Below are 24,530 nucleotides of genomic sequence, written 5' to 3' on the forward strand. Positions count from 1 at the left end.
GTGGCGGCCAGCGTCTCACCGGCGTCCTCGCCGCCGGGCTCGTCGCGCGCGGCGGGCACCGCCGTGTGCCGCACCACCGGAGGCGGGGGCGGCCTCCCCGGCGGGCGGGCCGTCGCGCCGGAGAAGTAGGCGGCGAAGCAGCGGTCGTAGCGGGGAAGGTCGCCGGGATCGGCGCAGAGCGTCAGCCGTCCCGCCCAGTACACGTCGGCCGGATCCAGGACGTCGAGGTGGTCGAGCGCCGCCAGCATCGCCTGGACGCGCTCGGGGTCGGCCGGGCCGCCCGCCGCGCGGAGCGTCCGCGCGAACCCGGTCATCGTCTCGACGACGTCCCGCCGCACGCCCGGCTCACCCCCCGTTGAGGAGGGCGTCGAGGCCGCCGCCGAGCACGCGCTGCTGGTCCTCCCGGTACTTCAGGACGGCGCCGAGCGTCACCGCGGCCGCGCCCGGGTCGAGCTCGCGGACGCCGAGGGCGACGAGGGCCTCGGTCCAGTCCAGGGTCTCGGCGACGCCGGGCGGCTTGAGCAGGCCGGCGCCGCGCAGCCGCTCGGCCGCGCGCGCCACCTGGCCGGCGAGCCGGTCGGCCGCGCCGGGCAGCCGCCGCCGGATGATGGCGACCTCCCGGTCGAACGACGGGTGCTCCAGCCAGTGGTACAGGCAGCGCCGCTTGAGCGCGTCGTGCACCTCGCGGGTCCGGTTGGACGTCACGACCACGACCGGCGGGCGCTCGGCGCGGATCGTGCCGAGCTCGGGCACGGTGATCGTGAAGTCGCTCAGCACCTCCAGCAGGAACGCCTCGAACTCGTCGTCGGCGCGGTCGAGCTCGTCCACCAGCAGGACGCTCGGCGCGGTCTCCAGCGCCCGCAGCAGCGGCCGCGCCAGCAGGAAGCGCCGGTCGTACAGCTCGCCCTCCAGCGCGGCGACGTCCCGGGCGCCGGCGGCCTCGGCGGCCCGCAGGTGCAGGAGCTGGCGCGGGAAGTCCCAGTCGTACAGGGCCTGCGAGGCGTCCAGGCCCTCGTAGCACTGGAGCCGGATCAGCGGCGCGCCGAGGACCCGCGCGAGCGTCTTCGCCAGCTCCGTCTTGCCGACGCCGGCCTCGCCCTCCAGGAAGAGGGGACGGCCCATGCGCAGCGCGAGGAAGCACGCCGTCGCCAGCCCGTCGTCGCAGAGGTAGGCGTGCCGGTCGAGCAGCCGCGCCAGCTCCGCGGGCGAGGCGATCCCGTCCGCCGTCGCCGGAGCCGTCTCGTCCATTGCCCCAGGCTACTCAGCCGGAACGGGATCGCCTATGCCCGGATGGCCCCTCCTTTTCGCCCGTTCCATCCCACCCCGCACCGCCTATTCACCGGTAAGTGGGTAGGGAATGTTGACTTTTGTGCCGTCACTCAGGAGCATCGGTCACATGCGATCCGGTGACGGGTACGACGCTGACCTGACCGAAGACCTGACCGACGAGGCGACCTACGAGCGCGTCCGGGCGGAGCAGTACGCCGCCCGGCGGATGACCCGGCGCGGCGTGCTGCGCATGTCGGCGGGCGCGGGCCTCGGCGCCGCCGCTTTCGGCGCCGCGGGAACGACCCTCGCCCCGGCCCCGGCCCGCGCGGGATCAGCGCCCGCGTCCGCTCGCGCGTTCGCGGCCGCGGCCGCGGCGAGCGGCATCGTCAAGCCGCTGCCGCCCGAGCTGTTCATCCCGCAGGGCACCAACGCCGAGATGCGCTGGGAGGCGATGCGCGGGCAGGGGTACCTCACCCCGGTCGACCGGTTCTTCGTCCGCAACCACGTCTCCACCCCGCTGATCGACGCCGGGACCTGGCGGCTGAAGCTGTGGGGCACCGGCCTGCACGGCTCCCCCACCGAGGACCGTCCCGTGGAGTTCTCCTACGAGGACCTCCTCGGCCTCCGCGCCGAGACGCTCACCGCGTCCGTCGAATGCACCGGCAACGGCCGCAGCTTCTTCACGTCCCAGCAGGGGCAGACGGTGTCCGGGACGGCCTGGAAGCTCGGCGCGGTCGGCGTCGCGCGCTGGCGCGGCGTGCGGCTGTCGACCGTCCTGGAGCGCGCCGGTCTCACCCGGAAGGCCGTGGACATCCTCCCCCGCGGGCTCGATCCTGACTACGTGGACAAGGGCGAGAACCTCGGCCGCGTACGCCGTCCCCTCCCCGTCGCGAAGGCGCTGAAGGACGTCCTCCTCGCCTACGAGATGAACGGGAGGCCGCTCCCGCCCGACCACGGCGCCCCCGTCCGACTGGTCGTCCCGTCCTGGGTCGGCATCGCGTCCGTCAAATGGGTCGGCGACATCCAGGTCGCGGACGAGCCGCTCTTCTCGCCCTGGAACACCCGCTACTACCGGCTCTTCGGCCCCGGCTACCCGCCGGAGGGCAGCGCGCCGCTGACCCGGATGAACGTCAAGTCCGCGTTCGAGCTGCCCTGGGACGGGACGCTCCCCGCCGGCAGGCACGTCCTGCACGGGCGCTCCTGGTCCGGGAACGGCCGCGTCCGGCACACCGACATCAGCGTGGACGGCGGCCGGACCTGGCACCGCGCCCGCCCCCGCGACCTCCACGCCCCCGCGCGCGGCTGGACCCGCTGGGAGTACCCCTGGCGGCCGGGCGGCACCGGCCGCCACGAACTGCTCGCGCGCGCCACCGACGAGACGGGGGCCACCCAGCCGGCCACCTGGCCCGAGAACACGCTCGGCTACCTGTTCGGCGCCGTCGTCCGCCACCCGATCACCATCGCCTGAGAGGAACCCCATGGCACTGTGGAAGCCCGACCCGACGTTCTACGCCTCCCCCAGGGACGCCGTCTCGGCCCCGCCCGAGGGGCTGGCCTACGTCGCCGCGTTCGACCGCGCCGCGGAGAAGCCCGACGCGATCGCGGTCCTCGACGTGGACCCGGGTTCGGCGACCTACGGTGACGTCGTCGGCTGGACCGACCTGCCCAACCTCGGCGACGAGCTGCACCACTTCGGCTGGAACGCGTGCAGCAGCGCCCTGTGCCCCTACGCCCCGCACCCCCACGTCGAGCGCCGCTACCTGATCGTCCCGGGACTCCGCTCCTCGCGGATCTACGTCATCGACACCAAGGACGACCCCACGTCCCCGAAGATCGTCAAGACGCTGGAGCCGGACGAGCTCGCCAAGCGCGCCGGCTACTCGCGCCCCCACACCGTCCACTGCGGCCCCGAGGGCCTGTACGTCACCGCCCTCGGCGGCGCGGACGGCGAGGACGGCCCCGGCGGCATCGCCCTGCTCGACCACACCTCCTTCGAGGTCCTCGGACGCTGGGAGGTCGACCGCGGCCCGCAGTACTTCGCCTACGACGCCTGGTGGCACATCGCGCACGACGTCCTCGTCACCTCCGAGTGGGGCACCCCGTCCATGATCGAGGACGGTGTCGTCGGCGAGCTGCTCCTCGGCCGCAAGTACGGGCACGCCCTCCACTTCTGGGATCTGCGCAAGCGCCGCCACGTCCAGACCGTCGACCTCGGCGACGAGCACCAGATGGCCCTCGAACTGCGGCCCGCCCACGACCCCACCAAGCAGTACGGGTTCGTCGGCGTCGTCGTCAGCGTCGAGGACCTGTCCGCCTCCGTCTGGCTCTGGCACCGCGACGGCGACTCCTGGGCCGCCACCAAGGTCATCTCCATCCCCGCCGAACCCGCCGCCGCCGACGACCTCCCGCCCGTCATCGCCCCGTTCGGCGCCGTCCCGCCCCTGGTCACCGACATCGACCTGTCCGTCGACGACCAGTGGCTGTACGTCTCCTGCTGGGGCACCGGCGAGTTGAAGCGCTACGACGTCAGCGACCCGTTCCACCCCGTCGAGGCGGGCTCCGTCCGCATCGGCGGCATCGTGGACCGCACCCCGCACCCGGCCCAACCGGACCTGCCCCTCGCCGGCGGCCCGCAGATGGTCGAGGTCAGCCGCGACGGCAAGCGCGTCTACGTCACCAACTCCCTCTACGGCGCGTGGGACGACCAGTTCTACCCCGACGGCGTCGGCGCCTGGATGGCCAAGCTCGACTCCACCGCGGACGGCTTCACGTTCGACGAGCGGTTCTTCCCGCACGGCGACGCCTTCCGCGGCCTCCGCCCGCACCAGACCCGCCTCCAGGGCGGCGACGCCTCGTCCGACTCCTACTGCTACCCGTGAACGACGGCTCGCTCGCGGCCCTGGTCGCGCTCGGCGCGTTCCACGGCCTCAACCCCGCCATGGGCTGGCTGTTCGCCGTGGCCCGCGGCCTCCAGGAGCGCAGCAGGGCCCTCGTCCTGCAGTCGCTCCCGGCGATCGCCGCGGGCCACGCCGCCTCCGTCGGCGCCGTCGCCGTCCTCGTCGCGCTCACCCGCTCCGTCGTCGCGACCCAGGCGGTCGCGATCGGCGGCGGCGCCCTCCTGGTCGGCTTCGGCCTGTGGCGCCTGCTCTCCCAGCGCCACTTCCGCTGGGTCGGCATGCGAATCTCGCTGTGGCAGCTCGCCGGCTGGTCGTTCCTGATGTCGTCGGCGCACGGCGCGGGACTGATGCTCCTGCCCGTCCTGACCTCGTCCGGAACGGCCCCGGCGGGCCACGACCACGGCCTGACGGCCTCCGGGAACGCCCTGTCCACCGGGATCTTCGTCACCGCCGTCCACACCCTGGCGATGTTCGCGGTGGCCGGCGCGATCGCCGTGGCCGTCTACGAACTCGTGGGCCTGGCCGTCCTCCGCCGCGCCTGGTTCAACCTGGACCGCCTCTGGGCCGCCGCCCTGATCACCGCAGGCACCCTGACGCTCGTCCTGTCCTTCTAGTCGCGGCGGTCGACGGCCGTGAGATCGATCTCGATGTCGAACGGCACCGTCACCTTGAGCAGGTCGCGATGGATTCCCGTGACCGAGTACTCCCGGGTGGCCGGAACGAGCCGGTGGGTGTACACGACCGTCCGCCTTTCGTCACGCTCGACCCGCCAAAGGTGCGGGATGCCGGCGGCCGCGTACTTGAGCGGTTTGGTCTGCCGGTCGCGCGCCTCGGTGTCCGATGAGGCCACCTCGACGACGAGCGCGACGTCATCGGCGAAGAAGTGGTCGGACGGCTCGGGCCGCTCGTACGCCTCGGCCGTCACCACACTGACGTCCGGCTCCGGCGCCTGCCGCTCGCCCAGCCTGACGATCATCTGCCGCATCGCCCGCAACCCTTCGGGCGCCTGGCGGTCCAGCTCGTTCTCCAGATAGCCGATCGTCCGCGAATGCCACTTGGTCTGCGGACTCGCGAAGATGAGGCTTCCGTCGATCATCTGGGTGTGCCCGGGCAGGCCGCGCATGCGCAGGAGATCGTCGGCGGTGAATCCCTGCGGCGGAGGGATCAGCCAGCGAGGCAGCGGCGGACCCACAGGCGTACAGTCCGTCATCGAATCACCACACTCTGCGTTCATGCGCCCACTCTGGCATACGGACGCGACGCACGTGAGAGTTTCCGGTCGGCCGCGCCGCGCCGGATCGTCCCGCGGGTCGGGAAGGTTCGAGCAAAGATCCGGAAAGGCCCGGGGTGGCGGGCGGCCGTCCGATCACATTCCTAGGTGGACGGGACGGACGAGCGGGGGCGGGAGCATGACCGAACGGGCGGACGGCGAGATCCGGGTCATAGATCCACAGAGGGCCTACACCTGGGAGGGCTGGGGGACGTGCCTGTCGTGGTGGGCCAATACCGAGCTGGGCACGCGGGACGACCTGGCCGCCGTCCTGTTCGGCCTGGACCCGGTCAAGGTCAGGACCACCAAGCGGCAGGTCGAGCTCCCCGGGCTGGGCCTGAACATCGTGCGCTACAACCTGGGCGCCTGCACGTGGACGGAGAGGACGCGCGGCCGCAGACGGATGGTCGAGTCGCCCGCCATCGTCCGCCGCAAGCAGATCGGGGAGTTCTGGGACGGCGAGCACTGGGACTGGTGCGCCGACGCCAACCAGTGGGCCATGCTGACGAAGGCCCGCGACAACGGCGCCGACACCTTCGAGATGTTCTCGGTGTCGCCGCCGTGGTGGATGACCGCGAACGGCAATCCCTCCGGCGCCGAGCGAGGCCAGGATGACAATCTGCTGCGCTCGAACCAGGAGGCGTTCGCGCACCTCATCGCCATGGTCACCAGGCACGCCCGCGACGAGTGGGGCATCCGGTTCCAGTCCGTCGAGCCGTTCAACGAGCCGTCGCTGAACGCCTGGCACGCGGGCCAGAACCAGGAGGGCTGCCACTTCACCGTCGAGGCGCAGGAGGCGGTCATCGCTTGCCTGCGCCGCGAGCTGGACGGCCACGGGCTGCGGGACGTGCTGATCGCCGCGTCCGACGAGTGCTACTACTCGCAGGCCGTGAACACCTGGCGGAGCTTCCCCGAGCCGATCAGGGCGATGATCGGTCGCGTCAACGTGCACGGGTACGACCGCGACAGGGATCCGAAGAACCGCATCGCACTCCGCGAAACGGTAGGCGACGCCATGCCGGTGTGGCAGGCGGAGTATTCCGAGGGAGAACCCGACGGCCTGACGATGGCGTTGAGCATCGGGCGGGACGTCCGCTATCTCCGTCCTCGCGGATGGGTCTGCTGGCAGCCCGTGGAGTCACTCGACTGGGGACTGCTGGACGGCGGTTACGACGACCAGACCGTGAATCCGGACGGCCATGCCAAGGGCACCCTGGAAGGCGAGGTCACCGGCGTCAACACCAAGTACTACGTCCTCGCCCACTACACCCGGCACATCAGGCCGATGGCCCAGATCCTCGACTCCGGCCACGCCGACACAGTCGCCGCCCTCGACCCCACCGCCCGCTGCCTGACCCTGGTCACGGCGAACGACGGCGGCCCTCGCACCGTCACCTACGACCTGGGACGGCTGATCAGGACCGGCGGCACCGTCCGAACATGGGTGACCGACACGTCCGACTCATGGACCGCGCGCCACTACACCCGCGAACCCGACACCTTTACATCAGACCGGACGCTCACAGTGCACCAGACCGCACGAACGATAACGACCCTAGAAATCGACCTCTGAACCCGGCAGAGGACGATCGCCGCACCTGCCTCAGACGCGGACCCACTCGACCGGGGAGGGCCGGCCGTCGCTCGCCTCCTTGCACAGGGCGGGGATGTGGGAGACGTCGCTGGACACCACTTTCGCCGGCCCGGTCGCGCTCGCCGCGGTGGCCACCACGACGGCGTCGACCACGCACTCGTGACCGGAAAGCCCCGTCGAATCGAGGAGCCCGGCGGCGATGTCCGCAATGTCCTCGCTGACAGGGACCACGGTCAGCCGGGAACGCAGCCACGCCAGACGCTCCCCGGCCTTGCCGTGGCGGCGCTGCTCGACGACCGTGACGGCGCTGATCGCCGGCATGAACTCCTGTTGCCTGGCGACTTCCAGCCTCGCCATCATGGCCCGGTCGTGGTCTGCCAGGAGCGACAGACCCTGCGCGTCCAGCACGAAGGCCGGGCCGGCCAGCGCGCCGCCGCGGTCTACTCGCCGCGCCACGCCGCCTGGGCCTCCGCCAGCTCTTCCTCGGTGAGGTCCCCGTGCTGGGCGACATGGTCGTCAACGATCTCCTGAGCCTTCAGGAGAGCGAGGTGGCGTTCGGCCGCGGCGTCCAGGAACTGCGAGAACCCCCGCGCTCCGGTGCGGGCCTCGATCTCCTCGACCACGTTCTCACGCAGGGTCACGGACTTCTTCACCGTCTTGATCCGGCTGGAGGACGCACCGGCCGCGCCGCTGCCAGTCCGCGGAGTACGGGTAGACGCCGACTTCTTCGCATGCGTCGCACCCTGACGGCGACGTCGTTTCCTCGCAGGAGCGTCGGCTCCAGTGTCCCCAGCGTCAGCCATACTCGAAGAGTACTACCAAAAGTAGGATAGACGAGAGGGTTCAGCGGGGGTTGGGGGCTTCGCCTTTGGTCTGGACCAGGGTGCGGAGTTCGGCCAGCTGGCGGGCGGCGAGGGCCTTCTCGGCGCCGTTGATGCCCATGGCGCCGATGGACGTGCCGTCCGCGAGGTCGAGGGTGGGCCAGGGCTCGCCGATGGACATCGTGACGTCGACGACCTCGGGCCATTCGAGGCGGCGGGTGCGGAAGGCGTTGACGACCGTGAGGCCCGTGTCGTCGGCGGCGACGCGGCAGCGGGCGAGCATGTGCAGGATCCAGGCGACGAGCAGGCCGAACGCGATCATGAGGACGCGGTCGAGCGTCTTGAACTGGGGCGCCACGACCACGGCGAGCACGATCATGCCGAGCATGATGATGCCCGCCGTGGCGTAGGCGACGACGCGCGTGGTGCGGGGACGCCACACGGTCGGCAGGGCCGGGACGTCAGTCAACGATCTTGGAGATCGGGATTTCGAGGATGTCGTGGGCGCCGGCGGCCTTCAGCGCGGGGATCAGGGTGTTGACCCCGCGCTTGGCGACGACGGACTCGACGGCGTTCGACTCTCCGCCCGCCAGCGACGTCACGGTCGGCGACGACAGCGACGGCATGATCTCGAGGACGGCCTGGAGGTCGGCCTGGGCGACGTTCAGCTTCAGCAGGACGTTGCCGCGGGCCCGGATGGCGCCCTGGAGGAGCAGGGAGATGTCCTCCATGGCGGCGCGCTTCTCGGCGTCCTCGTACGCCTCGCGGTTGGCGACCAGCTCGGTGTAGCTGGTCAGGAGGGTGTCGAGGATGCGGAGGCCGTTCTTGCGGAGCGACGAGCCGGTCTCGGTGAGGTCGACGATCGCGTCCACGATGTCGGGCACCTTCGCCTCGGTCGCGCCGTAGGACGGGACGACCTTGGCCTTGACGCCGTGCTTCTCCAGGAAGCGCTTGGTCATCGCGGGGAACTCGGTCGAGATCCGGACGCCCTCGGGCAGGTCGGACACGGTCTGCCAGGGCGCGTCGTCCGGCACCGCCATGATCACCCGAACGGGGTTGGACGTGGCCTTGGAGTACTGGAGCTCGCCGAGGCTGACCACGTCGGAGTCGGTCTCGGTGATCCAGTCGCGGCCGGTGATGCCGAGGTCGAACAGGCCCTGTTCGAGGTAGGTCGGGATCTCCTGCGGGCGCAGGACCCGGACCCGGTCGATGCGGGGGTCGTCGATGGAGGCGCGGTAGTCGCGGTCCGAGGTGCGCCGGACGGTGAGGTCGGCGGCGTCGAACAGCTGCATGGTCGCCTTCTCCAGCGACCCCTTGGGCAGGACGAGTGACAGCACGGATGAGCCTTTCAGTGGGATGCGTTTCGGGATACCGGGACGGACGGGCACAGATGTGCGGGTGAACCAGGGGTCGCGGACCCCTCTCCCCCGCTACAGATGCCCGCCGACGTGCCCGGCGTGACCGTGATGCCGCGGACCTCGCAGGGTCGGTGCCGTGTCGAGTGCGGCCACAGTCGCCTCCCATCCGTGGTGGTCGTGCCGGTGTGCTTGCCGGAATGCGCGGACCGCGTCCGGCGCCGCCTCATCCTACGCGGTCCGCGCGGCGGGTTCGTGCCGCCCCACCGTCAGCGGTGGAAGCCGCTGCGGTGCCCGGACGGGGACGGGGCGCGGAGCCTGCGCAGCGTGAGGGCGGTGTCGAGGGCGGCGACGGTCGCCTCCCAGCCCTTGTCCTCGTGGCCGCCGGGCACCCCGCTGCGGTCGATCGCCTGGTCCAGGTCGTCGCAGGTCAGGACGCCGTTGCCGACGGGGGTGGCCTCGTCGAGGGCGACGCGCGTCACACCGGCGGTGACGGAGTCGCAGACGTAGTCGAAGTGCGCGGTCGCGCCGCGGATGACGGCGCCGAGGCACACGACGGCGTCGAGGTCGCGGGCGAGCTGCTGGGCCACCACGGGCAGCTCCAGCGCGCCGGCGACCCGGGCGACGACGGGCTCGTCCACCCCGCACGCCTTCGCGGCGGCGAGAGCGCGCTCCAGCAGGCGGTCGGTGATCTGCGCGTGCCAGCGGGTGCAGACGATGCCGAGCGTCAGCCCGGCGGCGTCCACGGTGCCGGGTTCGGGACGTCCTTCTCCGCTCATGCGAGCCCCTCGATGCGGTGTCCGAGACGGTCGCGCTTGACCGTCAGGTAGCGGCGGTTGTGGTCGGTGACGACGACGGGCATGGCCTCGCGGCCCAGCACGTCCAGGCCGAAGCCCTCCAGGCCCTTGAGCTTCGCCGGGTTGTTGGTGAGCACCCGGACGGACTCCACGCCGAGTTCCCGCAGCATGTGCGCGGCGTTCGAGTACTCGCGGGCGTCGGCGGGCAGCCCCAGCTCCAGGTTCGCGTCCACGGTGTCGGACCCGTTGTCCTGGAGCGCGTAGGCGCGCAGCTTGGCGAGCAGGCCGATGCCGCGCCCCTCGTGGCCGCGCAGGTAGAGGATCACGCCGCGGCCCTCGGCGGCGATGCGCTCCATCGCGGCGTCGAGCTGGGTGCCGCAGTCGCAGCGCTCGGAGTGCAGGACGTCGCCGGTCAGGCATTCGGAGTGCGCCCGGACGAGGATGTCGCGTCCGTCGCCGAGGTCCCCGAGGACGAGCGCGACGTGCTCGCCGCCGTCGATCGCGCTGGAGAACCCGACGGCGCGCCACATCCCGAACCGGTTCGGCAGCCGCGTCTCCACGACCCGGGTGACCATCGGCTCGGTGCGCCTGCGGTACTCGGCGAGCTGCTCGATCGAGATCAGCTTGAGGCCGTGCTCCTTGGCGAACACCTGGAGCTCGGGCAGCCGCGCCATGGTCCCGTCGTCGTTGACGACCTCGGCGAGGACGCCCGCCGGGGCGAGGCCCGCCATCCGGGCGAGATCGACGGCGGCCTCGGTGTGGCCGCGGCGGCGCAGCACGCCGCCCTCGTGGTAGCGCAGCGGGAAGATGTGGCCCGGCCGGACGAGGTCGCGGGGCTCCGACGCCGAGTCGCACAGCGTCCGGATCGTCTTGGCCCGGTCGGCGGCGGAGATCCCCGTCGTGACGCCGAGCCGCGCGTCCACGCTGATCGTGTAGGCGGTCCGCATCCGCTCGGAGTTCTGCGCCGTCATCAGCGGAATCTGGAGCCGGTCGAGGTCGGCTCCCTCCATCGGCACGCAGATCACGCCGCTCGTGTAGCGGATCGTGAAGGTCAGCAGCTCCGGCGTCGCCTTCGCCGCGGCGAAGATGATGTCGCCCTCGTTCTCGCGGTCCTCGTCGTCGACGACCACGACGGGACGTCCCGCCGCGATGTCGGCGACCGCCGCCTCGATGGAGTCGAAGATCCCGCTCTCGCCCATGCCCGTGGCCTCCAGCCCGCTCAGCCCGCTCACACCGACACCGCCTTGTTCCTCGGGGCCCGGACGTCCCGGGACTCCCTCAGCCAGTTCCGGAAACCGGCCATCACCATCACGAAGAAGATCCCGTAGACCGCGCCGGAGACGTACAGCCCCGAATGCAGGGCCAGCGGGACGCCGACCAGGTCCACCAGCACCCAGATGATCCAGAAGTCGACGAGGGCGCGGCTCTGGGCGAAGGTCGCGACCGCGCTGCCGACGAAGATGTACGCGTTCGCCCACGGCGACCAGGCCACCTTCAGCCAGTCGAGGTTGAGGAACAGCTCCGCGACCGCGGCGGTGCCGACCGCGAGCGCGGCGAGCAGCACGAGCCGCTCGCGCGGGGTGGCCTGCCGGACGACGAGCCCCCGCTCCGCGCGGCGCCCGCGGATCCACATCGCCCACCCGTACAGGGCGAGCACGCCGAACAGCACCTGCTTGAGCGCGTTGCCGGGGGCGTCCGCGTGCAGGGACGCGGCGAGCAGCAGCAGGGCGCCGGCGAGCTGCACCGGCCACGTCCACAGGGTCTTGCGCATGGCGAGCCAGACGACGGCGAGCGACAGCACGTTGCCGACCAGATCGGTCCACAGGACGTGCTCGCCGAACACCTCGAAGCCCGCGTTCAACCAGTTCATAGTTGGTCCACGGCGGTCGGCGCGGCACCGGCGCGGTCGCCGAGCATCCGCTCGACGTACTTCGCGACGACGTCCACTTCGAGGTTCACCGGGTCTCCGGGCTCCTTGTGGCCGAGCGTGGTGAGCGCCAGCGTGGTGGGGATGAGCGCGACGCTGAACCGGTCGGCGCCGGCCTCGACCACGGTGAGGCTGATGCCGTCCACCGTGATGGAGCCCTTGTCGACGAGGTAGCGGCTCAGATGCGGCGGCAGGGAGACCGTGACGACGTCCCAGCGGTCGCCGGGCTCCCGCGAGATGATCGTGCCGACACCGTCCACGTGCCCCTGGACGAGATGGCCGCCGAGCCGGTCCGACAGCCGGACGGGCCGCTCCAGGTTGACCCTGGAGCCGGGCGCGAGGGCGCCGAGGCTGGACTTGTCGAGGGTCTCCTTGATGACGTCGGCCGTGAAGGAGCCGTCCTTGACGTCCACGACGGTGAGACAGACGCCGTTGACGGCGATCGACGCGCCGTGCACGGCGTCCCCGGTCACGAGCGGGCCGCGAATGGTGAGCTTGGCCGAGTCCCCGTCGGGCTCGACCGCCTCGATCTCGCCGAGCTCCTCGACGATGCCGGTGAACATCTTCCCCGGGCCTCCTAGTTCCGCTGTACGGAAAGGCTCCGGGGGACGTACCTGTACGACCACTACACCCCTCGGGTAGGGGTGTATGCGCGCTGCCTCCCATCCGGACTTTCACCGTCGGTCCCGGAGTTCCACCGGGTCAACCGGCCGATGGCTTCGGCCGGGTCGCGGACTGTCACCGCCGGTTCGGAATTTCACCGACCCCGGAGCACGCGTTCAATGCTTGCCAACCAGTGTGCCACGCGAACCATTCCCGCCCCATGTGAGGAAGCCCACGGCCGGATGTGGCCAACCAAGCGCTCGCTTGGTGTACCCTTGTCGCCCCGTCACGCTCCGGCACCGCACTCGTGCCGGCTGATCACCTCGTCCGCCACATCATGCAGATCCGCGTACGGCCGGACCGCGTAGGCGTCCCTCGTCCCCGGCCGCACACGCCACCGGAACAGGCCCGGCGGCTCGGACCACACGGAGAGCCCGCGCAGCACCACCACGGAACGGTCGACGCCATGCCGGCAGCGCGTCCCGTCGAGTCCGCGGGCGATCAGCAGACGACTCAGTGCCACGGCCGCCTGCCACGGAAGCGGACCGGGACGCTGAAGCGGGACATGCGTCGGAGTGGCGATACAGAACCAGGTCGCCTTCCCTGTCACCGGCAGCAGTCCCAGCCGCGACCGCGCCCGATGCCATCCCCACTCCCGCGACACGGCATCGACGATCCCCATGCCCCGGCCTCCCTCCGCCCACGCGCCACCCCCTTTCGCCGAACGCGTCCATTCGGTCATCGGATCGAACACCTTGAACACGAACTGGCTCTCCGGCGTGACCCGGTGGTAGACCCACAGCTCCAGCACGTCCCGTCCGGGAGACGAACGCGCGCTACCGACCCCGTGCCGCAGCCCGTTCGTCACCAGTTCCGACACCGCGAGCATCACGTCGTCCATCTGCTCGCCCGGCAGCCGCACCGCCGTCAACGCCACGCGCAGGTACGCCCGCGCCAGGCCCGCGCACGTCTCGTCCGCAGGCAACGGCCATGCCGAACACCCACCGAGCACCAGGTCAGGGAGATGGCCACGAACCATGGGGAGCTCCTCCCGCAAGGGGGCTATGAGAAGCAGCGTGATCGTTTCCGCAATCGCCTGCACACGCCGCGTTACGGAGTAGATACTGCTCGTTACGAGTCGGAACCTCAAGGGGTTCAAAATGGATTCTCGAAAGAGCAGCATTCGATCTTGCGGAGGGCTCGGACAAGTGTCGGCAATCCAGGCAAGCGACTACAGTCCGACAATCAAAAAGCGCGCCCTCAGCCGGAAGCTGGTGGAGCTGCGAGAGCAGTGCGGCATGACGACCAGCCAGGTCTGCAAGCGACTCCAGTGGAGCCCATCCAAGCTCAACTACATCGAAAAGGCGAAGTGGGTCGAACCGAAAAGCGACTCGGTGACGGACCTCTGCGAGCTTTACGGCGTCAGCGCGGCGGACACCGAAGCGCTCATCAAGCTCACCCGCGAAGCTCGCCAGCGCGGCTGGTGGCGCAAGTACAACGACGTCTTCCGGGACGACTTCGTCGGCCTCGAAGCAGGCGCCTCCGAGATCCTGACGTTCGAGACCACGCTCATCCCCGGACTCTTGCAGGCACCTGGCTACATCGCGACGGTCACTCGCATCGCAGGCATACAGGACGACTCCGAGGTCAAGCGCCACGTCGACGCCCGGCTTCAGCGTCAGGAGATCATCACAAGGAAGTCGGCGCCATGCCGCCTGCACGCCTTGATCGACGAGAACGCCCTGGCCCGGATCAAGGACCCCGCGATCCGGGCCGAACAGATCGGTCACCTCATCGACGCGTCGACCAGCCCGAACGTCAAGGTCCAGGTACTCCGGTTCACCAGCGGCCTCTACGCGGGCACGAGCGAACCCTTCGCGTACTTGAAGTTTTCGGACGTTCTCGAACGCGACATCGTGTATCTCGAAACCACGGTCGACGACCGCATGCTTGAGGAAGACGATGAACTGCAACGCTATAGGACGAGATTCGGGCAGCTCTGTGGCGCGGCTCAGGACGCAGCCGCAACTAGCGCTTACCTCGCAACGATGATTGAGTGACCGATATGGACCTTTCCAGAATGATCTGGCGGAAGAGCAGCAGATCGAGCGGAGGCGGACAGAACTGCGTCGAGGTCGCGAACGGGACGGGAGTCGTGCTCGTCCGGGACAGCAAGGATCCGGGCGGGCCTTTGCAGGTGATGTCGGCGGCGGGGTTCGGCGAGTTGGTCGGGCGGATCAAGAGGGGCGCGCTCGACCTGTAGGACGCGGCCCAGGTGGTCGTTCAATGTTCAACGATCTTGGGTGATGGGTAGATCGCGGACAGAAGTGGCGGATGACGAGATTCCCACCGGGAGGCAGTCATGGACGTCGTCGCTCTCATCGCCCGCATCGTCTTCACGACCATCTTCCTCGGGGCCGCGGTCGGCCACCTCAGCTCGGCCGACGCCATGGCGGGGTACGCGGCGAGCAAGAGGCTGCCGCAACCCAAGCTCGCCGTCCAGGTGTCCGGCGCCTACCTGCTGATCGCGTCGGCCATGCTGATCCTCGGCGTGTGGCCCGATCTCGCCGCGCTCGCGTTCATCCCGTTCCTGCTGATCACGGCGTTCGTGTTCCACGACTTCTGGACGCAGCAGGGCGAGGCGCGCCAGATGGAGATGATCCAGTTCAACAAGGACCTCTCGCTCGCCGGAGGCGCCCTGGCCCTCTTCGCCCTCTACGCCTCCGACCACCACCCGGGCCTCAACATCGTCGGCCCCCTCTTCACCTGACGCCGGGACCGCACGACCCCGCCGGTTCGCCTCACCACCGGTCCGTCCGCCAAGCCGGGCGGACCGGCCTTACCCGCCTCCCTAGTCCGGGCACCGGAAACACGGTGACGCGATGTAGATGCCGAGGCGCGGGCCCGGCTCGGCGGTGATCCCGACGATGCGCGCCCCGTAGCCCGCTCGGGGTGCCTCGATCATCAGTTCCGGCGACTCCTCCGTGCCGGCGGCCTCGCGAGGACGCCATCCTCGCGCCGCCAACCGCTCCCCCATCCGGACGACCAGCGAGCCGAGGGGCACGCCCTCAGGCACCTGCGCATAGCCGATGTACACCATCGTGTATGGGCTGTAGTCGACGAACCAGGGCTCCTCAGAAGAGGCGCCCTCGCCCGCCGAATCAGCAATGGTCTGGGTCACCTCGGCACCTTCGCACGGCTGCGGTCCGACCTCGCCGGGCGCCTTGTTCAGCGCCGCGATCCCCACCAAGCTCTCCGCGACCTCGGCGACGAGCTCAGCAACCCGCCCCGCCGCCACCCGCGGATGCTCCACTCGCAGCCCCGCCCCGTCCTCACGCATTGGGATGCCGGTAGCAGTCGGTCTGGAGTTCCACCTCTATGACGTTGCCGCCTTTTCCATCAGGCGTGTCCCACGCGTACAGGCGCACACCCTCTTTCTTGCCGCTCACACCCGTCACGACTCCGGACGAGTTCCGTCCCTCCCCGACCTTCCAGCCCGGCCGCCGTCCGAGATTCGCCACGAGATCGTCATAGACGGCCTTTATGTCGTCCCGACGCACCGGAATCGTCATCGACATGCCGAACTCGAACTGGCTGTAGTCGACCTTCCACGGGTCGTTCTGCTTCGGCTTCACGCTCTTCTTCTGCTGCCAGTCCTCATAGCACTCCCGGTCGAAGGTGCCGCTGTCCGACACCGGCGGCGCCTCGAGGGAGCCGGCCACTTCCCGGCGTAGCCGCTCGACCCTCTCGCCCACCTGCCTCGGATCCTTCTTCGGATAATGGCCGGTGACCGAGCACCCGGCGGCCGCCACCAGGACGCAGAAAACCAGAACACTCCTGGATATCAGAACAGTTTCTGCCACCATCTGTCCTTATGCTCTTGCGGGCCTCCCTGGCCATAGTCGATCGGATGCGTTCGCTGGTCACCGTCCGCATAGGTGCGGGCGACCACGCGGGCCTGCTCGTCGAGACTCATGCTTGCTCCGCCGAACGTATAGTCGTCCACGCGTCCCTGCTTTTCGTTCCAGTAATCGCTGTGGCCTTTGCCGTCGGTGATGAGGCGGTGGCCGCCGAATTCGCCGTCGCTGGGGACGGTCGGCCATTGGAGCCGGGGGCCGGGGAAAACCCCTCCGCCGTCGCCGCCCGTGGTCGACGGGCCGCCGTGGCCTGGACGTCCGGCGCTGGGAACGGGGTCGCCGGAGGCCTCCTGGGAGTAGACGTGTCCGGCGCCGATGCCGAGGTCGGACGCGTGCTCGACGCGCATTCCCGGGCTTCCCGCGACCACGATGTCGTCGACCCTCAGCCTGTCGCCGGGATGCCGGGCGGCCTCGCCGATCACGGTCGAGCCGTAGCTGTGCCCGACGGCGGTCATGCGCCCGTCCGGGTTGCCCGCGCCGGTCTGCGCCTCCCGGAGCCCGTCGACGAAACCGTTGAGCTTCGGGCCGCCCGCGTCGGCGTAGTTCCCGAAGGGCGCGTCCTTGACGACGTCGTCCGGGGCGTCGTAGCCCAGCCAGGCGATGCTGGACACGGGCCCCTTCGAGTAGATGCCCGTGGCCTCGTGGAGGTTGAAAGCGCGGTTCATGCTCGTGGAGAACTTGTCGAGGCTCTCCGTCGTGCCCGGGACGTAGACGGCGGTGTTCACCGCCGTATCGGGGTTGCCGAACGCGACGATCGCGCGGCCGTCGGAGCCCTGGCCGTCCCGGAGTTCGGCCTTCTCGGTGACCGTCGAGTCCAAGCCGAGGAGGTAAAGGTCCTGCCCCTTGGTCTCGTACGTCGTGATGGCGTTGTCGAGCTTGGTCAGGCGTTCGAGGTCGTGCCGCTCGGCGGCGCTGAGGTCGCCGCTCTTCGACTGCAACTCGGTGACCCTGGCGTCGAGGCGGATGCGGTTGGCCTCGTTCCGGTCCTCCGAGGGGAGGCCGTCCAGCCAGCCGATCTTCTCCGGGTAGGCGTCCATCATGAGGTGGCGCTGCTCTTCCGGGAGGTTCTTCCACCAGGCGGCGATCGCCTTCGGATCCTTGACGCCCTTGGGCGGGATGCCGTTCGGGTCGAAACCGGCCAGCCGGGTCGCGAGCCCGGCGTCCTGCTGTAGTCGCGCCAGCGGGTTCTTGGCGTCGAGCACCTGCGGGCCGTGCAGGGCGGCGGCGATCTCGGCGTCCGCCGCCGTGGCGTCCCTGACGGCGGCGGCCATCTCTGCCTGGATGTTCCGCGCCACCTGCTGGAGCTCCTGCCAGCTCGCGTATCGGGGCGGCAGCGCCTCGGGATAGTCGATGGAGCCGTCCGGGCCGACCTTGAGGTAGTTGCCCTCGGCGGTACTGATCGCGTTGGCGAGCCTGCGCTGGGCGGCCGTGATCTTCGCTTGCGCGCTGTTGAGGACGCTGGCGATGGCCGCTCCCTCGCCGGCGGACACGCGTATCCGGGTTCGCGCCGGCAGCAGGGTCCGCATGGCCGCCTCGGCGTCGCGCCCCTGCCATCGGGCTCCGCGGACGCCTTGGAGGAAGGCGCCCTGGTAGGTGTCCTCCGCCTGCTCCAGAAACTCCACGAGCTTGCGCCAGGAGCGCCAGGCCGCGTCCAGCTCACTCGGTTTCGCGTTCCGCAATTGGCTGAAGGACACCATGGTCAGTGTCCTCCCGCTCGAATCCGGGCGATCTTTTTCTGATTTTCGGCCTCGGCCCATTGCCGGTTGTCGGCGCTGCGCCTGACGGCGTCTCCGAGGAAGTCGATCTCGTCCGCCAGCCTGCGCAGGGCTTGCAGCCATTCCGACGAGACCCTCTTCATCGCGGCCGCCGTGGCCCACCCCTCACCGAGCGCGGTCGCCGCCTTCTCGGTTTCGGAGGGGAAGGCGCGAGTTCCGTTGCGGACGGCGACCTCCACCTGGGGAACGCTCTTCGCGGCGTTGCGCAGCGCAGCAGGATCCACCGCTGAAGTGCCCGAACCTCCGGCCGCCGGGTCCTGGTTAGCGCCGCCCGGGCCGGGAGGTGTCGGGCGCGGCGAGTCCCGGCCTCCCGGGCCGCGGGTCGTGTTGAGCAACCGGTGGATCGAGTTCTCGGTCACGCAGCCGCTCCCTTCCAGCACTCGATCAACAAGGATCGTGTCGAGTTGTCAGGAAGCAGTCAAGTGAAATACGAAACAGGTGGGAATGTCTCCTAGCTCCCCAACCGACCCGTGATCGCCGTGTCATGATCTGGCCATGGCATGGGGCATCGGCGCGATCCCGCGACCGGGCAGTCGGCCTTCAGCCAAGCCGGTGCTGTACCTGGACATCGATGGCGTCCTCAACCCGGAGGCGCCCAGCCGACCGGACGAGTTCGCCGAGCACCGCATCGGACGGCTGACGGTCCGGCTCTCGTCTCGGCACCGCGAATGGCTCGCCGAGCTGAGCGAACGCTACGAGTTGGTCTGGGCGAGCACGTGGGAGGAGCACGCCAACACCTACATCGCTCCGCTGCTTGGCCTGCCCGCACTCCCGTACGTGGCGATCACGGCCTACCGGTACCGGCCGGACGACCCGCCGCTTCCGGTCACCCAGCTCCCGCAGATGCGCAAGTGGACACCGATCCTCCGCCACGCCGACGGCCGTCGGTTCGCCTGGATCGACGACATCATTCCTCTCAGGGCCCGCCGTCAGGCGTTGCCGCATCGCGGCATTCTTCTTGTTCCCACGCGTCCCGCGGACGGGCTGGAGCGCCGTCATGTTGACAGGCTGCTGAACTGGCGCGCCGCCCGAGGCTGAACGGACTCAGAGGTCGGTGAGGTGGAGGGCTTCGGGGGTGGCTTTTGCGTGGGTCAGGTTGGGGATTATGTGGTGGGCTTCCGTTAGGGCGGAGGGGGCGTGGCTGGTGGTTACGGCTATCACTGTTGCGCCGGCGGCTCGGCCTGCTTTTATGCCGGCGGGGGCGTCTTCTATGACTACGCAGGTGGACGGGTCCACGCCCAGCTTCTCTGCGGCCAGGCGGTAGCCGTAGGGGTCTGGTTTGCCGCGTGGGACGTCCTCTGCGGTGACGACGACGGGCGGTATCGGGACGCCTGCTACGTCGGTGCGGACGGTGAACTGGGCGCGGTCCATCGAGGTGACCATCGCCCAAGGCAGGCCGTTCATGGACGTGAGGAGGTCCAGGGCGCCTGGGAGGGCGGTTATGCCTTCGGTGCCGGTTGCTTCCAGGGCGTCCAGGCGGGCTGTTGCGGCGCGGACCTGGTCGGGTGGGAGGAACTCGGCGACGCGGTCGCTCGTGGGGCGGCCGTGGGCGTCCGCCAGGAACTCGTCGGCGTCGATCCCGTATTCGAGGGCCCAGGCGCGGGCGGCGCGCTCGATCAGGGGGGTCGAGTCGACGAGGGTGCCGTCCACGTCGAACAGGACCGCGGCGCAGCGGAGGGTCACCATGCGGTGGCGGCCTCGGCGCGCTCCTTCAGCTTGCGGATGGCCTCCGCCGGGTCCTCCGCGCCGTAGACGGCGCTGCCCGCGACGAAGACGTCGGCGCCCGCCTCGGCGCAGCGCTCGATCGTCTCGGCGCTGACGCCGCCGTCCACCTGGAGCCAGACGGGCAGGTCGCGGGCCTTGATCAGCTCGCGGGCGCGGCGGATCTTCGGGAGGACGACGTCGAGGAACTTCTGGCCGCCGAAGCCCGGTTCGACCGTCATCAGGAGGAGCATGTCGATCTCGCCGAGGATGTCCTCGAAGCCGTCCACGGGCGTGGCCGGGTTGACGCCCAGGCCGGCGCGCGCGCCCGCGGCGCGGATGGCGCGCAGGGTGCGGATGGGCGCCTTGGCCGCCTCGGCGTGGATGGTGACGCTGCCCGCGCCCGCCTCCGCGTACTGCGGGGCCCAGCGGTCCGGGTCCTCGATCATGAGGTGGCAGTCGAGGGGCAGCGCGCTGTGCTTGAGCAGCGCCTCCACGACCGGCAGCCCCAGCGTGAGGTTGGGCACGAAGTGGTTGTCCATGACGTCGACGTGCACCCAGTCGGCGGAGTCGGCGATGATCGCGACGTCCTCCGCGAGGCGGGCGAAGTCGGCGGAGAGGATGCTGGGTGATATCTGGGCAGCCATGATGGTCCGAGTCTATTGCCGCACCTCGGCGCGCCCATCACCCGCCCGGGTGACGGGACGGGTGGGACGGTCGGCGAGGCGCAGGAGGACGAAGGTCTCGGGCGCGCCCGCGGTGGCCCAGAGGCCCAGGAGGGCCTGCGCCGCGAACATCATGGCCGGGTTGGTGCCCAGGTAGTAGTCGAGCGCGTAGCAGGCGAGGGCGCCGATGATGCCGACGGGGAGCCGGGCCAGGCGCCGCAGGGGCTCGCCCGAGGGGTCGAACCAGCCGCGGGACGCCGTGATGGAGATCCCGGCGAGGATGCCGAAGAGTCCGCCGGTGGCCGCGGCCGATTCCTTGAGGGTGATGGCGCGGATCTGCCCGCCCGCGGCTTGGATGGACCTGGCCCAGGCGTCCGGCCACCGCCATCCGTCCAGCGCGTGGACGGCGCCCCAGGCAGCGGCGAGGAACGCCAGGGAGACCACCAGGGCGAGCGCCACCTGCACGGCCAGGGGGCGCCGTGCCCACCAGGGGACGACCAAGGGTTCCAGGCGCAGCGCGACGACGAGCGTCACGATCCCGATGGCCCAGCCCGCGAGCACCTGGCCCGTCGAGTGCACGCCCAGGTACACGCGGGAGACACCGATCAGGACGATGACGAGGACGGCGCCCGCCCAGACGATGCGGCGCCGGGTGAGCGTCGCGAGGTAGCCCCAGGCGACGATGGCGTTCTGGGCGTGCCCGGACGGCATCCCGAAGGAGACCCGCGATTCGTGTGCGGTGACCCCCGGGTCCGTCCAGTACGGGCGGGGCGAGTGGAACACCAGCTTGAGCACTGTGTTCAGGACGGAGCCGAACGACAGGATGACCGTGGCCCGCGCCGCGAGCCGGGGATCGACGCACCAGTACAGCACCGCGAGCAGCGGGATGTAGAACCCGGCGCTGCCCAGGTACGACATCGCGTGCATGAAGACGGTGAGCACGGGCCTCCCGGATCGTCGAGGTCGGGTACCGGCCCTCAGGTACGGCGGAGGAGCGCGAGGAACATCGCGTCGGTGCCGTGCCGGTGGGGCCAGAACTGCGCGTAGGGTCCCTCCCCCAGACCGGTCAGGTCATGCGCCGCGGAGGCGAGGACGTCCGGGGCGTTGAGCCGTTCGACGTCGTCGCGGCTCCGCAGGACGTCGTCGACCACGACCCGCGTCTCGGCCAGGTGTGGGGAGCAGGTGACGTAGGCGACCACGCCCCCGGGGCGGACGGAGTCCAGGGCGGAGGCGAGCAGCTTCCGCTGGAGTTGGCCGAGTTCGGCGACGGCTTCGGGACCGCGCCGCCAGCGCGCCTCGGGTCGGCGGCGCAGCGCCCCCAGGCCCGTGCAGGGCGCGTCGACCATCACGCGGTCGAACGCGCCGGGACGCCAGGCCGGGGCGGTGCCGTCCGCGACGACGACCCCGGCGCGGTCGTCCACCGCGCGGGTGACGAGCCCGGCGCGGTGGGGCTGGACGTCGGCGGCGAGGAGCCGCGCGTCACGTTCGGTGGCGAGGGCGGAGAGGAGGCCGGCCTTGCCGCCGGGGCCCGCGCACAGGTCGGCCCAGCGGGCGTCGCGTCCGTCCACGGGGACGGCGGTGAGCGCGAGGGCGACCATTTGGCTGGCCTCGTCCTGGACGGCCGCGCGCCCGTCGCGGACGGCGTCGATGCCCGCCGGGTCGCCCTCGGGCAGGACGGCCGCGTAGGGCGAGTAGGGGGCGGGCTCCGCGCCGGCGTCGTACAGCTCGTCCAGGGTGGCGCGTCCCGGGCGGGCGATGAGGGTCACCCTGGGGCGCGCGTTGTCGGCGGCCAGGAGCGCGTCAATCTCGTTGCGGTCGGAGCCGAGCGCGTCCCGGAGGGCGGACACGATCCACTTGGGGTGGCTGTGGGCGATCGAGAGGCGGGTGGTGGTGTCGGCGTCGGCGGGCGCGACGATCGCGAGCCAGGCGTCGAGGTCGCGGGAGGCGACCTTGCGCAGGACGGCGTTGGCGAACTTGGCCTGGCCCGGCCCCGAGACCGAGCGGGCCAGCTCGACGGCCGTCCCGACCGCGGCGTGCGGGGGGATGCGGGTGGCGAGGATCTGGTGGGCGCCGAGGCGCAGGACGTCCAGGAGCGGGCCGTCGACGCGGCGGAGCTCGCGGTCGCTGCACAGCGCCAGCACCGCGTCGTAGAGGCCGCGGCCGCGCAGCGTGCCGTAGGTCAGCTCGGTGGCGAGGGCGGCGTCGCGGCCGGTGAGGCCGCGGTCGCGCAGCCGCGTGGGCAGCAGCAGGTTCGCGTACGCGTCGCGGGTCTCGACGGCCCGGATGACGTCGAACGCGGTGCGCCGGACGAGGTCCTGGGGGCGGCCCGTCTGGCGGGGCTTCCCCGGCCTGGTGTTCCGGCTTCGGTCACCGCGGCGGTTGCGGGTCGGGGGCATCAGTGCAGCGCGTCCTTGCCGGTGAGGTTGACGCCCCGGATCCAGTCGGCCGCGGCCATGCGGCGCTTGCCCTGCGGCTGGACCTCGCCGAGGACGACGGGATACGTGGCGGTGCCGATGTGCACGTCCTTCTTGCCCTGCCGGATCTCCCCCGGGCTGAGCTTCTCCGCGTCGGGCGCGGGACGGACGGGGCCGAGCTTCACCCTCGTCTCGCGGAACGTCGTCCAGGCGCCCGGAGCGGGCGTGCAGGCCCGGATCAGCCGGTCGATGTGCTGCGCGGGAGAGGTCCAGTCGACGCGCGCGTCGTCGGGGGTCAGCTTGGCGGCGTGCGAGACGCCCTCGGCGGGCTGGGGGCGCGCCTCCAGCACGCCCGCCTCGATGCCGTTCATCGTCTCCAGCAGGAGGCCGGCGCCCGCCTCGGCCAGCCGCCCGAGCAGGTCGCCGGACGTGTCGGTCGGCCTGATGGGCTCGGTGAGCACGCCGTAGACCGGGCCGGTGTCGAGCCCCTCCTCGATCAGGAAGGTGGCCGCGCCGGTGACGTCGTCGCCGTGCAGGATCGCGCGCTGGACGGGCGCGGCGCCGCGCCAGGCGGGCAGCAGCGAGAAGTGCAGGTTCACCCAGCCGTGCCGGGGGATGTCCAGCGCCGCGCGCGGCAGCAGCGCGCCGTAGGCGACGACGGGGCAGCAGTCGGGCGCGATGGCCCGCAGCCGGTCGAGGAACTCGGGGTCGCGCGCCTTGGCGGGCTTGAGCGCCTCGATCCCGGCCTCCGCGGCGCGCTCCGCGACCGGGCTGGCCACCAGACGGCGCCCACGGCCCGCGGGCGCGTCGGGCCGGGTCACGACCGCCGCCACCTCGTGGGAGGACGCCAGGAGCGCCTCCAGGGCCGGGAGGGCCGTCTCAGGGGTGCCCGCGAAGACCAACCTCACTCAGATCGCCTTCCCGAAGGTCCGGTGCGGCGACTCCTTCACGACGGGCGCCGGGTCGCCGAACCACTCCGCCTCCCGGATCGCCTTCATCGCCGCCTTGCGCTGCTCGGGGTCCATCCGGTCGATGAAGATGATCCCGTCGAGGTGGTCGGTCTCGTGCTGGACGCACCGCGCCAGCAGGTGCGTGCCCTCCAGCGTGATGGGCTCGCCGTGCATGTTGAAGCCCTTCGCCACGGCGCGCACGGAGCGCGGCGTGGGGAACGCCAGTCCGGGCAGGGACAGGCAGCCCTCGTCGTCGGTCTCCTGCTCGTCCGACAGGTCCAGGGTCGGGTTGACGACGTGCCCGAGCCGGTCGTCCACGTAGTAGGTGAACACCCGCAGGCCCACGCCGAGCTGCGGCGCGGCCAGGCCCGCCCCCGGGGCGTCGATCATCGTGTCGGTGAGGTCCTTGACGAGCTGGCGCAGCTCCTTGTCGAAGTCCTTCACCGGCTCCGCGGGGGTGCGCAGCACGGGGTCGCCAAAGAGGCGGATGGGCTTGACTGCCAACGAGGGCTCCGTTCCTGCGGTGCTTGCCGTTCCCTGCGGGGCGGGGGTTCCGTCCGCTCTGTCGTCACGTC

At 70.9% G+C, this 24,530-nt stretch carries 29 protein-coding genes, 1 pseudogene and 1 riboswitch; of the genes and pseudogenes, 8 read left to right on the forward strand and 22 right to left on the reverse strand.

Features of this window, described 5'->3' with window-relative positions:
* Both E1300_RS52680 and E1300_RS23555 read right to left on the reverse strand, forming a co-directional pair.
* Positions 1-338: pseudogene (locus E1300_RS52680) on the reverse strand (hypothetical protein); the annotation flags it as partial.
* Between the two features lie 7 nt (positions 339-345).
* The gene (locus E1300_RS23555) at positions 346-1,248 is read right to left on the reverse strand and encodes an AAA family ATPase (RefSeq protein WP_131759231.1); all 903 of its coding nucleotides are present in this window, start codon (positions 1,246-1,248) and stop codon (positions 346-348) included.
* Positions 1,249-1,396: 148 nt separating this feature from the next.
* Here E1300_RS23555 and E1300_RS23560 point away from each other — a divergent pair, with 148 nt between their 5' ends.
* The 3 genes from E1300_RS23560 to E1300_RS23570 are packed head-to-tail and all read left to right on the forward strand — an operon-like array spanning position 1,397 to position 4,780.
* A complete protein-coding gene (locus E1300_RS23560; RefSeq protein ID WP_131759232.1) occupies positions 1,397-2,737 on the forward strand; it encodes a sulfite oxidase in 1,341 nt (446 codons plus the stop codon).
* A gap of 10 nt (positions 2,738-2,747) precedes the next feature.
* Complete coding sequence (locus E1300_RS23565) at positions 2,748-4,148, forward strand: selenium-binding family protein (protein WP_131759233.1); 1,401 nt, start codon at positions 2,748-2,750, stop codon at positions 4,146-4,148.
* On the forward strand, positions 4,145-4,780 hold the full coding sequence (locus E1300_RS23570) for a hypothetical protein (protein ID WP_131759234.1): 636 nt from the start codon (positions 4,145-4,147) through the stop codon (positions 4,778-4,780). The genes E1300_RS23565 and E1300_RS23570 overlap by 4 nt, the downstream gene beginning before the upstream one ends.
* Here E1300_RS23570 and E1300_RS23575 read toward each other — a convergent pair.
* Complete coding sequence (locus tag E1300_RS23575; RefSeq protein WP_242619354.1) at positions 4,777-5,358, reverse strand: Uma2 family endonuclease; 582 nt, start codon at positions 5,356-5,358, stop codon at positions 4,777-4,779. The genes E1300_RS23570 and E1300_RS23575 overlap by 4 nt on opposite strands.
* 217 nt (positions 5,359-5,575) lie before the next feature.
* Here E1300_RS23575 and E1300_RS23580 point away from each other — a divergent pair, with 217 nt between their 5' ends.
* Positions 5,576-7,009 (forward strand): glycoside hydrolase, encoded by a 1,434-nt coding sequence (locus E1300_RS23580; RefSeq protein ID WP_165502957.1) that lies wholly within the window; start codon positions 5,576-5,578, stop codon positions 7,007-7,009.
* A gap of 30 nt (positions 7,010-7,039) precedes the next feature.
* Here E1300_RS23580 and E1300_RS23585 read toward each other — a convergent pair whose 3' ends face one another.
* From E1300_RS23585 to E1300_RS23630, 9 genes are all read right to left on the reverse strand, one after another.
* Complete coding sequence (locus E1300_RS23585) at positions 7,040-7,438, reverse strand: PIN domain-containing protein (protein WP_242619355.1); 399 nt, start codon at positions 7,436-7,438, stop codon at positions 7,040-7,042.
* A 32-nt stretch (positions 7,439-7,470) separates the two neighbouring features.
* A complete protein-coding gene (locus tag E1300_RS23590; protein WP_242619356.1) occupies positions 7,471-7,671 on the reverse strand; it encodes a hypothetical protein in 201 nt (66 codons plus the stop codon).
* A gap of 202 nt (positions 7,672-7,873) precedes the next feature.
* A complete protein-coding gene (locus E1300_RS23595; RefSeq protein WP_242619357.1) occupies positions 7,874-8,320 on the reverse strand; it encodes a PH domain-containing protein in 447 nt (148 codons plus the stop codon).
* A complete protein-coding gene (hisG, locus tag E1300_RS23600; RefSeq protein WP_131759238.1) occupies positions 8,313-9,188 on the reverse strand; it encodes an ATP phosphoribosyltransferase in 876 nt (291 codons plus the stop codon). The genes E1300_RS23595 and hisG overlap by 8 nt, the downstream gene beginning before the upstream one ends.
* A 287-nt stretch (positions 9,189-9,475) precedes the next feature.
* Entirely contained in the window at positions 9,476-9,985 is a 510-nt protein-coding gene (gene ribH, locus E1300_RS23610; RefSeq protein ID WP_131759239.1) for a 6,7-dimethyl-8-ribityllumazine synthase, read from the reverse strand.
* Positions 9,982-11,202: a bifunctional 3,4-dihydroxy-2-butanone-4-phosphate synthase/GTP cyclohydrolase II gene (locus E1300_RS23615; protein WP_131759265.1), complete on the reverse strand. Its 1,221-nt coding sequence runs from the start codon at positions 11,200-11,202 to the stop codon at positions 9,982-9,984. The genes ribH and E1300_RS23615 overlap by 4 nt, the downstream gene beginning before the upstream one ends.
* Before the next feature lie 29 nt (positions 11,203-11,231).
* Positions 11,232-11,873 (reverse strand): nicotinamide riboside transporter PnuC, encoded by a 642-nt coding sequence (gene pnuC, locus E1300_RS23620; RefSeq protein WP_131759240.1) that lies wholly within the window; start codon positions 11,871-11,873, stop codon positions 11,232-11,234.
* The gene (locus E1300_RS23625; protein WP_131759241.1) at positions 11,870-12,493 is read right to left on the reverse strand and encodes a riboflavin synthase; all 624 of its coding nucleotides are present in this window, start codon (positions 12,491-12,493) and stop codon (positions 11,870-11,872) included. The genes pnuC and E1300_RS23625 overlap by 4 nt, the downstream gene beginning before the upstream one ends.
* A gap of 85 nt (positions 12,494-12,578) precedes the next feature.
* Positions 12,579-12,709, reverse strand: a riboswitch (FMN riboswitch).
* Positions 12,710-12,819: 110 nt separating this feature from the next.
* Positions 12,820-13,635 carry an ATP-binding protein gene (locus E1300_RS23630; protein WP_131759242.1) on the reverse strand — a complete coding sequence of 272 codons (816 nt, stop codon included), beginning with the start codon at positions 13,633-13,635 and terminating at the stop codon, positions 12,820-12,822.
* 58 nt (positions 13,636-13,693) lie between these two features.
* On the opposite strand from E1300_RS23630, the gene E1300_RS23635 reads away from it, so the two are divergent.
* The 3 genes from E1300_RS23635 to E1300_RS23645 all read left to right on the forward strand — a co-directional run bounded on the left by E1300_RS23635 (position 13,694) and on the right by E1300_RS23645 (position 15,303).
* A complete protein-coding gene (locus tag E1300_RS23635) occupies positions 13,694-14,593 on the forward strand; it encodes a helix-turn-helix domain-containing protein (RefSeq protein WP_131759243.1) in 900 nt (299 codons plus the stop codon).
* A gap of 20 nt (positions 14,594-14,613) precedes the next feature.
* Positions 14,614-14,796: a DUF397 domain-containing protein gene (locus tag E1300_RS23640; RefSeq protein ID WP_370785146.1), complete on the forward strand. Its 183-nt coding sequence runs from the start codon at positions 14,614-14,616 to the stop codon at positions 14,794-14,796.
* 99 nt (positions 14,797-14,895) lie between these two features.
* On the forward strand, positions 14,896-15,303 hold the full coding sequence (locus E1300_RS23645; RefSeq protein ID WP_131759245.1) for a DoxX family protein: 408 nt from the start codon (positions 14,896-14,898) through the stop codon (positions 15,301-15,303).
* Between the two features lie 81 nt (positions 15,304-15,384).
* On the opposite strand, the gene E1300_RS23650 is transcribed toward E1300_RS23645, so the two are convergent.
* Genes E1300_RS23650 through E1300_RS50250 form a run of 4 tightly spaced genes read right to left on the reverse strand, consistent with a single transcriptional unit; the run spans position 15,385 to position 18,584 of the window.
* On the reverse strand, positions 15,385-15,873 hold the full coding sequence (locus tag E1300_RS23650) for a hypothetical protein (RefSeq protein WP_131759246.1): 489 nt from the start codon (positions 15,871-15,873) through the stop codon (positions 15,385-15,387).
* Positions 15,866-16,399, reverse strand: coding sequence for a hypothetical protein (locus tag E1300_RS23655; RefSeq protein ID WP_131759247.1), 534 nt, complete (start codon positions 16,397-16,399; stop codon positions 15,866-15,868). The genes E1300_RS23650 and E1300_RS23655 overlap by 8 nt, the downstream gene beginning before the upstream one ends.
* The gene (locus E1300_RS23660) at positions 16,378-18,147 is read right to left on the reverse strand and encodes an alpha/beta hydrolase (protein WP_165502960.1); all 1,770 of its coding nucleotides are present in this window, start codon (positions 18,145-18,147) and stop codon (positions 16,378-16,380) included. The genes E1300_RS23655 and E1300_RS23660 overlap by 22 nt, the downstream gene beginning before the upstream one ends.
* A 2-nt stretch (positions 18,148-18,149) precedes the next feature.
* A complete protein-coding gene (locus tag E1300_RS50250) occupies positions 18,150-18,584 on the reverse strand; it encodes a hypothetical protein (RefSeq protein WP_165502961.1) in 435 nt (144 codons plus the stop codon).
* 136 nt (positions 18,585-18,720) lie between these two features.
* Between E1300_RS50250 and E1300_RS23665 the strand changes: the two genes are divergently transcribed.
* The gene (locus E1300_RS23665) at positions 18,721-19,263 is read left to right on the forward strand and encodes an HAD domain-containing protein (protein WP_131759249.1); all 543 of its coding nucleotides are present in this window, start codon (positions 18,721-18,723) and stop codon (positions 19,261-19,263) included.
* A 6-nt stretch (positions 19,264-19,269) separates the two neighbouring features.
* Here E1300_RS23665 and E1300_RS23670 read toward each other — a convergent pair whose 3' ends face one another.
* From E1300_RS23670 to def, 6 genes are read right to left on the reverse strand one after another with little or no spacing between them, the layout of a single operon-like run.
* Positions 19,270-19,911: an HAD-IA family hydrolase gene (locus E1300_RS23670; protein WP_278045379.1), complete on the reverse strand. Its 642-nt coding sequence runs from the start codon at positions 19,909-19,911 to the stop codon at positions 19,270-19,272.
* Positions 19,905-20,573, reverse strand: a complete 669-nt coding sequence (rpe, locus tag E1300_RS23675; protein WP_131759250.1) for a ribulose-phosphate 3-epimerase — start codon at positions 20,571-20,573, stop codon at positions 19,905-19,907. The genes E1300_RS23670 and rpe overlap by 7 nt, the downstream gene beginning before the upstream one ends.
* Positions 20,574-20,585: 12 nt before the next feature.
* On the reverse strand, positions 20,586-21,533 hold the full coding sequence (locus tag E1300_RS23680; RefSeq protein WP_131759251.1) for a phosphatase PAP2 family protein: 948 nt from the start codon (positions 21,531-21,533) through the stop codon (positions 20,586-20,588).
* 35 nt (positions 21,534-21,568) lie between these two features.
* Positions 21,569-22,987 (reverse strand): RsmB/NOP family class I SAM-dependent RNA methyltransferase, encoded by a 1,419-nt coding sequence (locus E1300_RS23685; protein ID WP_131759252.1) that lies wholly within the window; start codon positions 22,985-22,987, stop codon positions 21,569-21,571.
* Complete coding sequence (fmt, locus tag E1300_RS23690; protein WP_131759253.1) at positions 22,987-23,913, reverse strand: methionyl-tRNA formyltransferase; 927 nt, start codon at positions 23,911-23,913, stop codon at positions 22,987-22,989. Before fmt ends, E1300_RS23685 begins: the two co-directional genes overlap by 1 nt.
* Positions 23,914-24,459: a peptide deformylase gene (gene def / locus E1300_RS23695; protein ID WP_131759254.1), complete on the reverse strand. Its 546-nt coding sequence runs from the start codon at positions 24,457-24,459 to the stop codon at positions 23,914-23,916.
* Positions 24,460-24,530 lie beyond the last annotated feature (71 nt).

The organism is Actinomadura fibrosa (assembly GCF_900659615.1).
In the GTDB taxonomy this organism is placed as follows: Bacteria; Actinomycetota; Actinomycetes; order Streptosporangiales; family Streptosporangiaceae; genus Spirillospora; species Spirillospora fibrosa.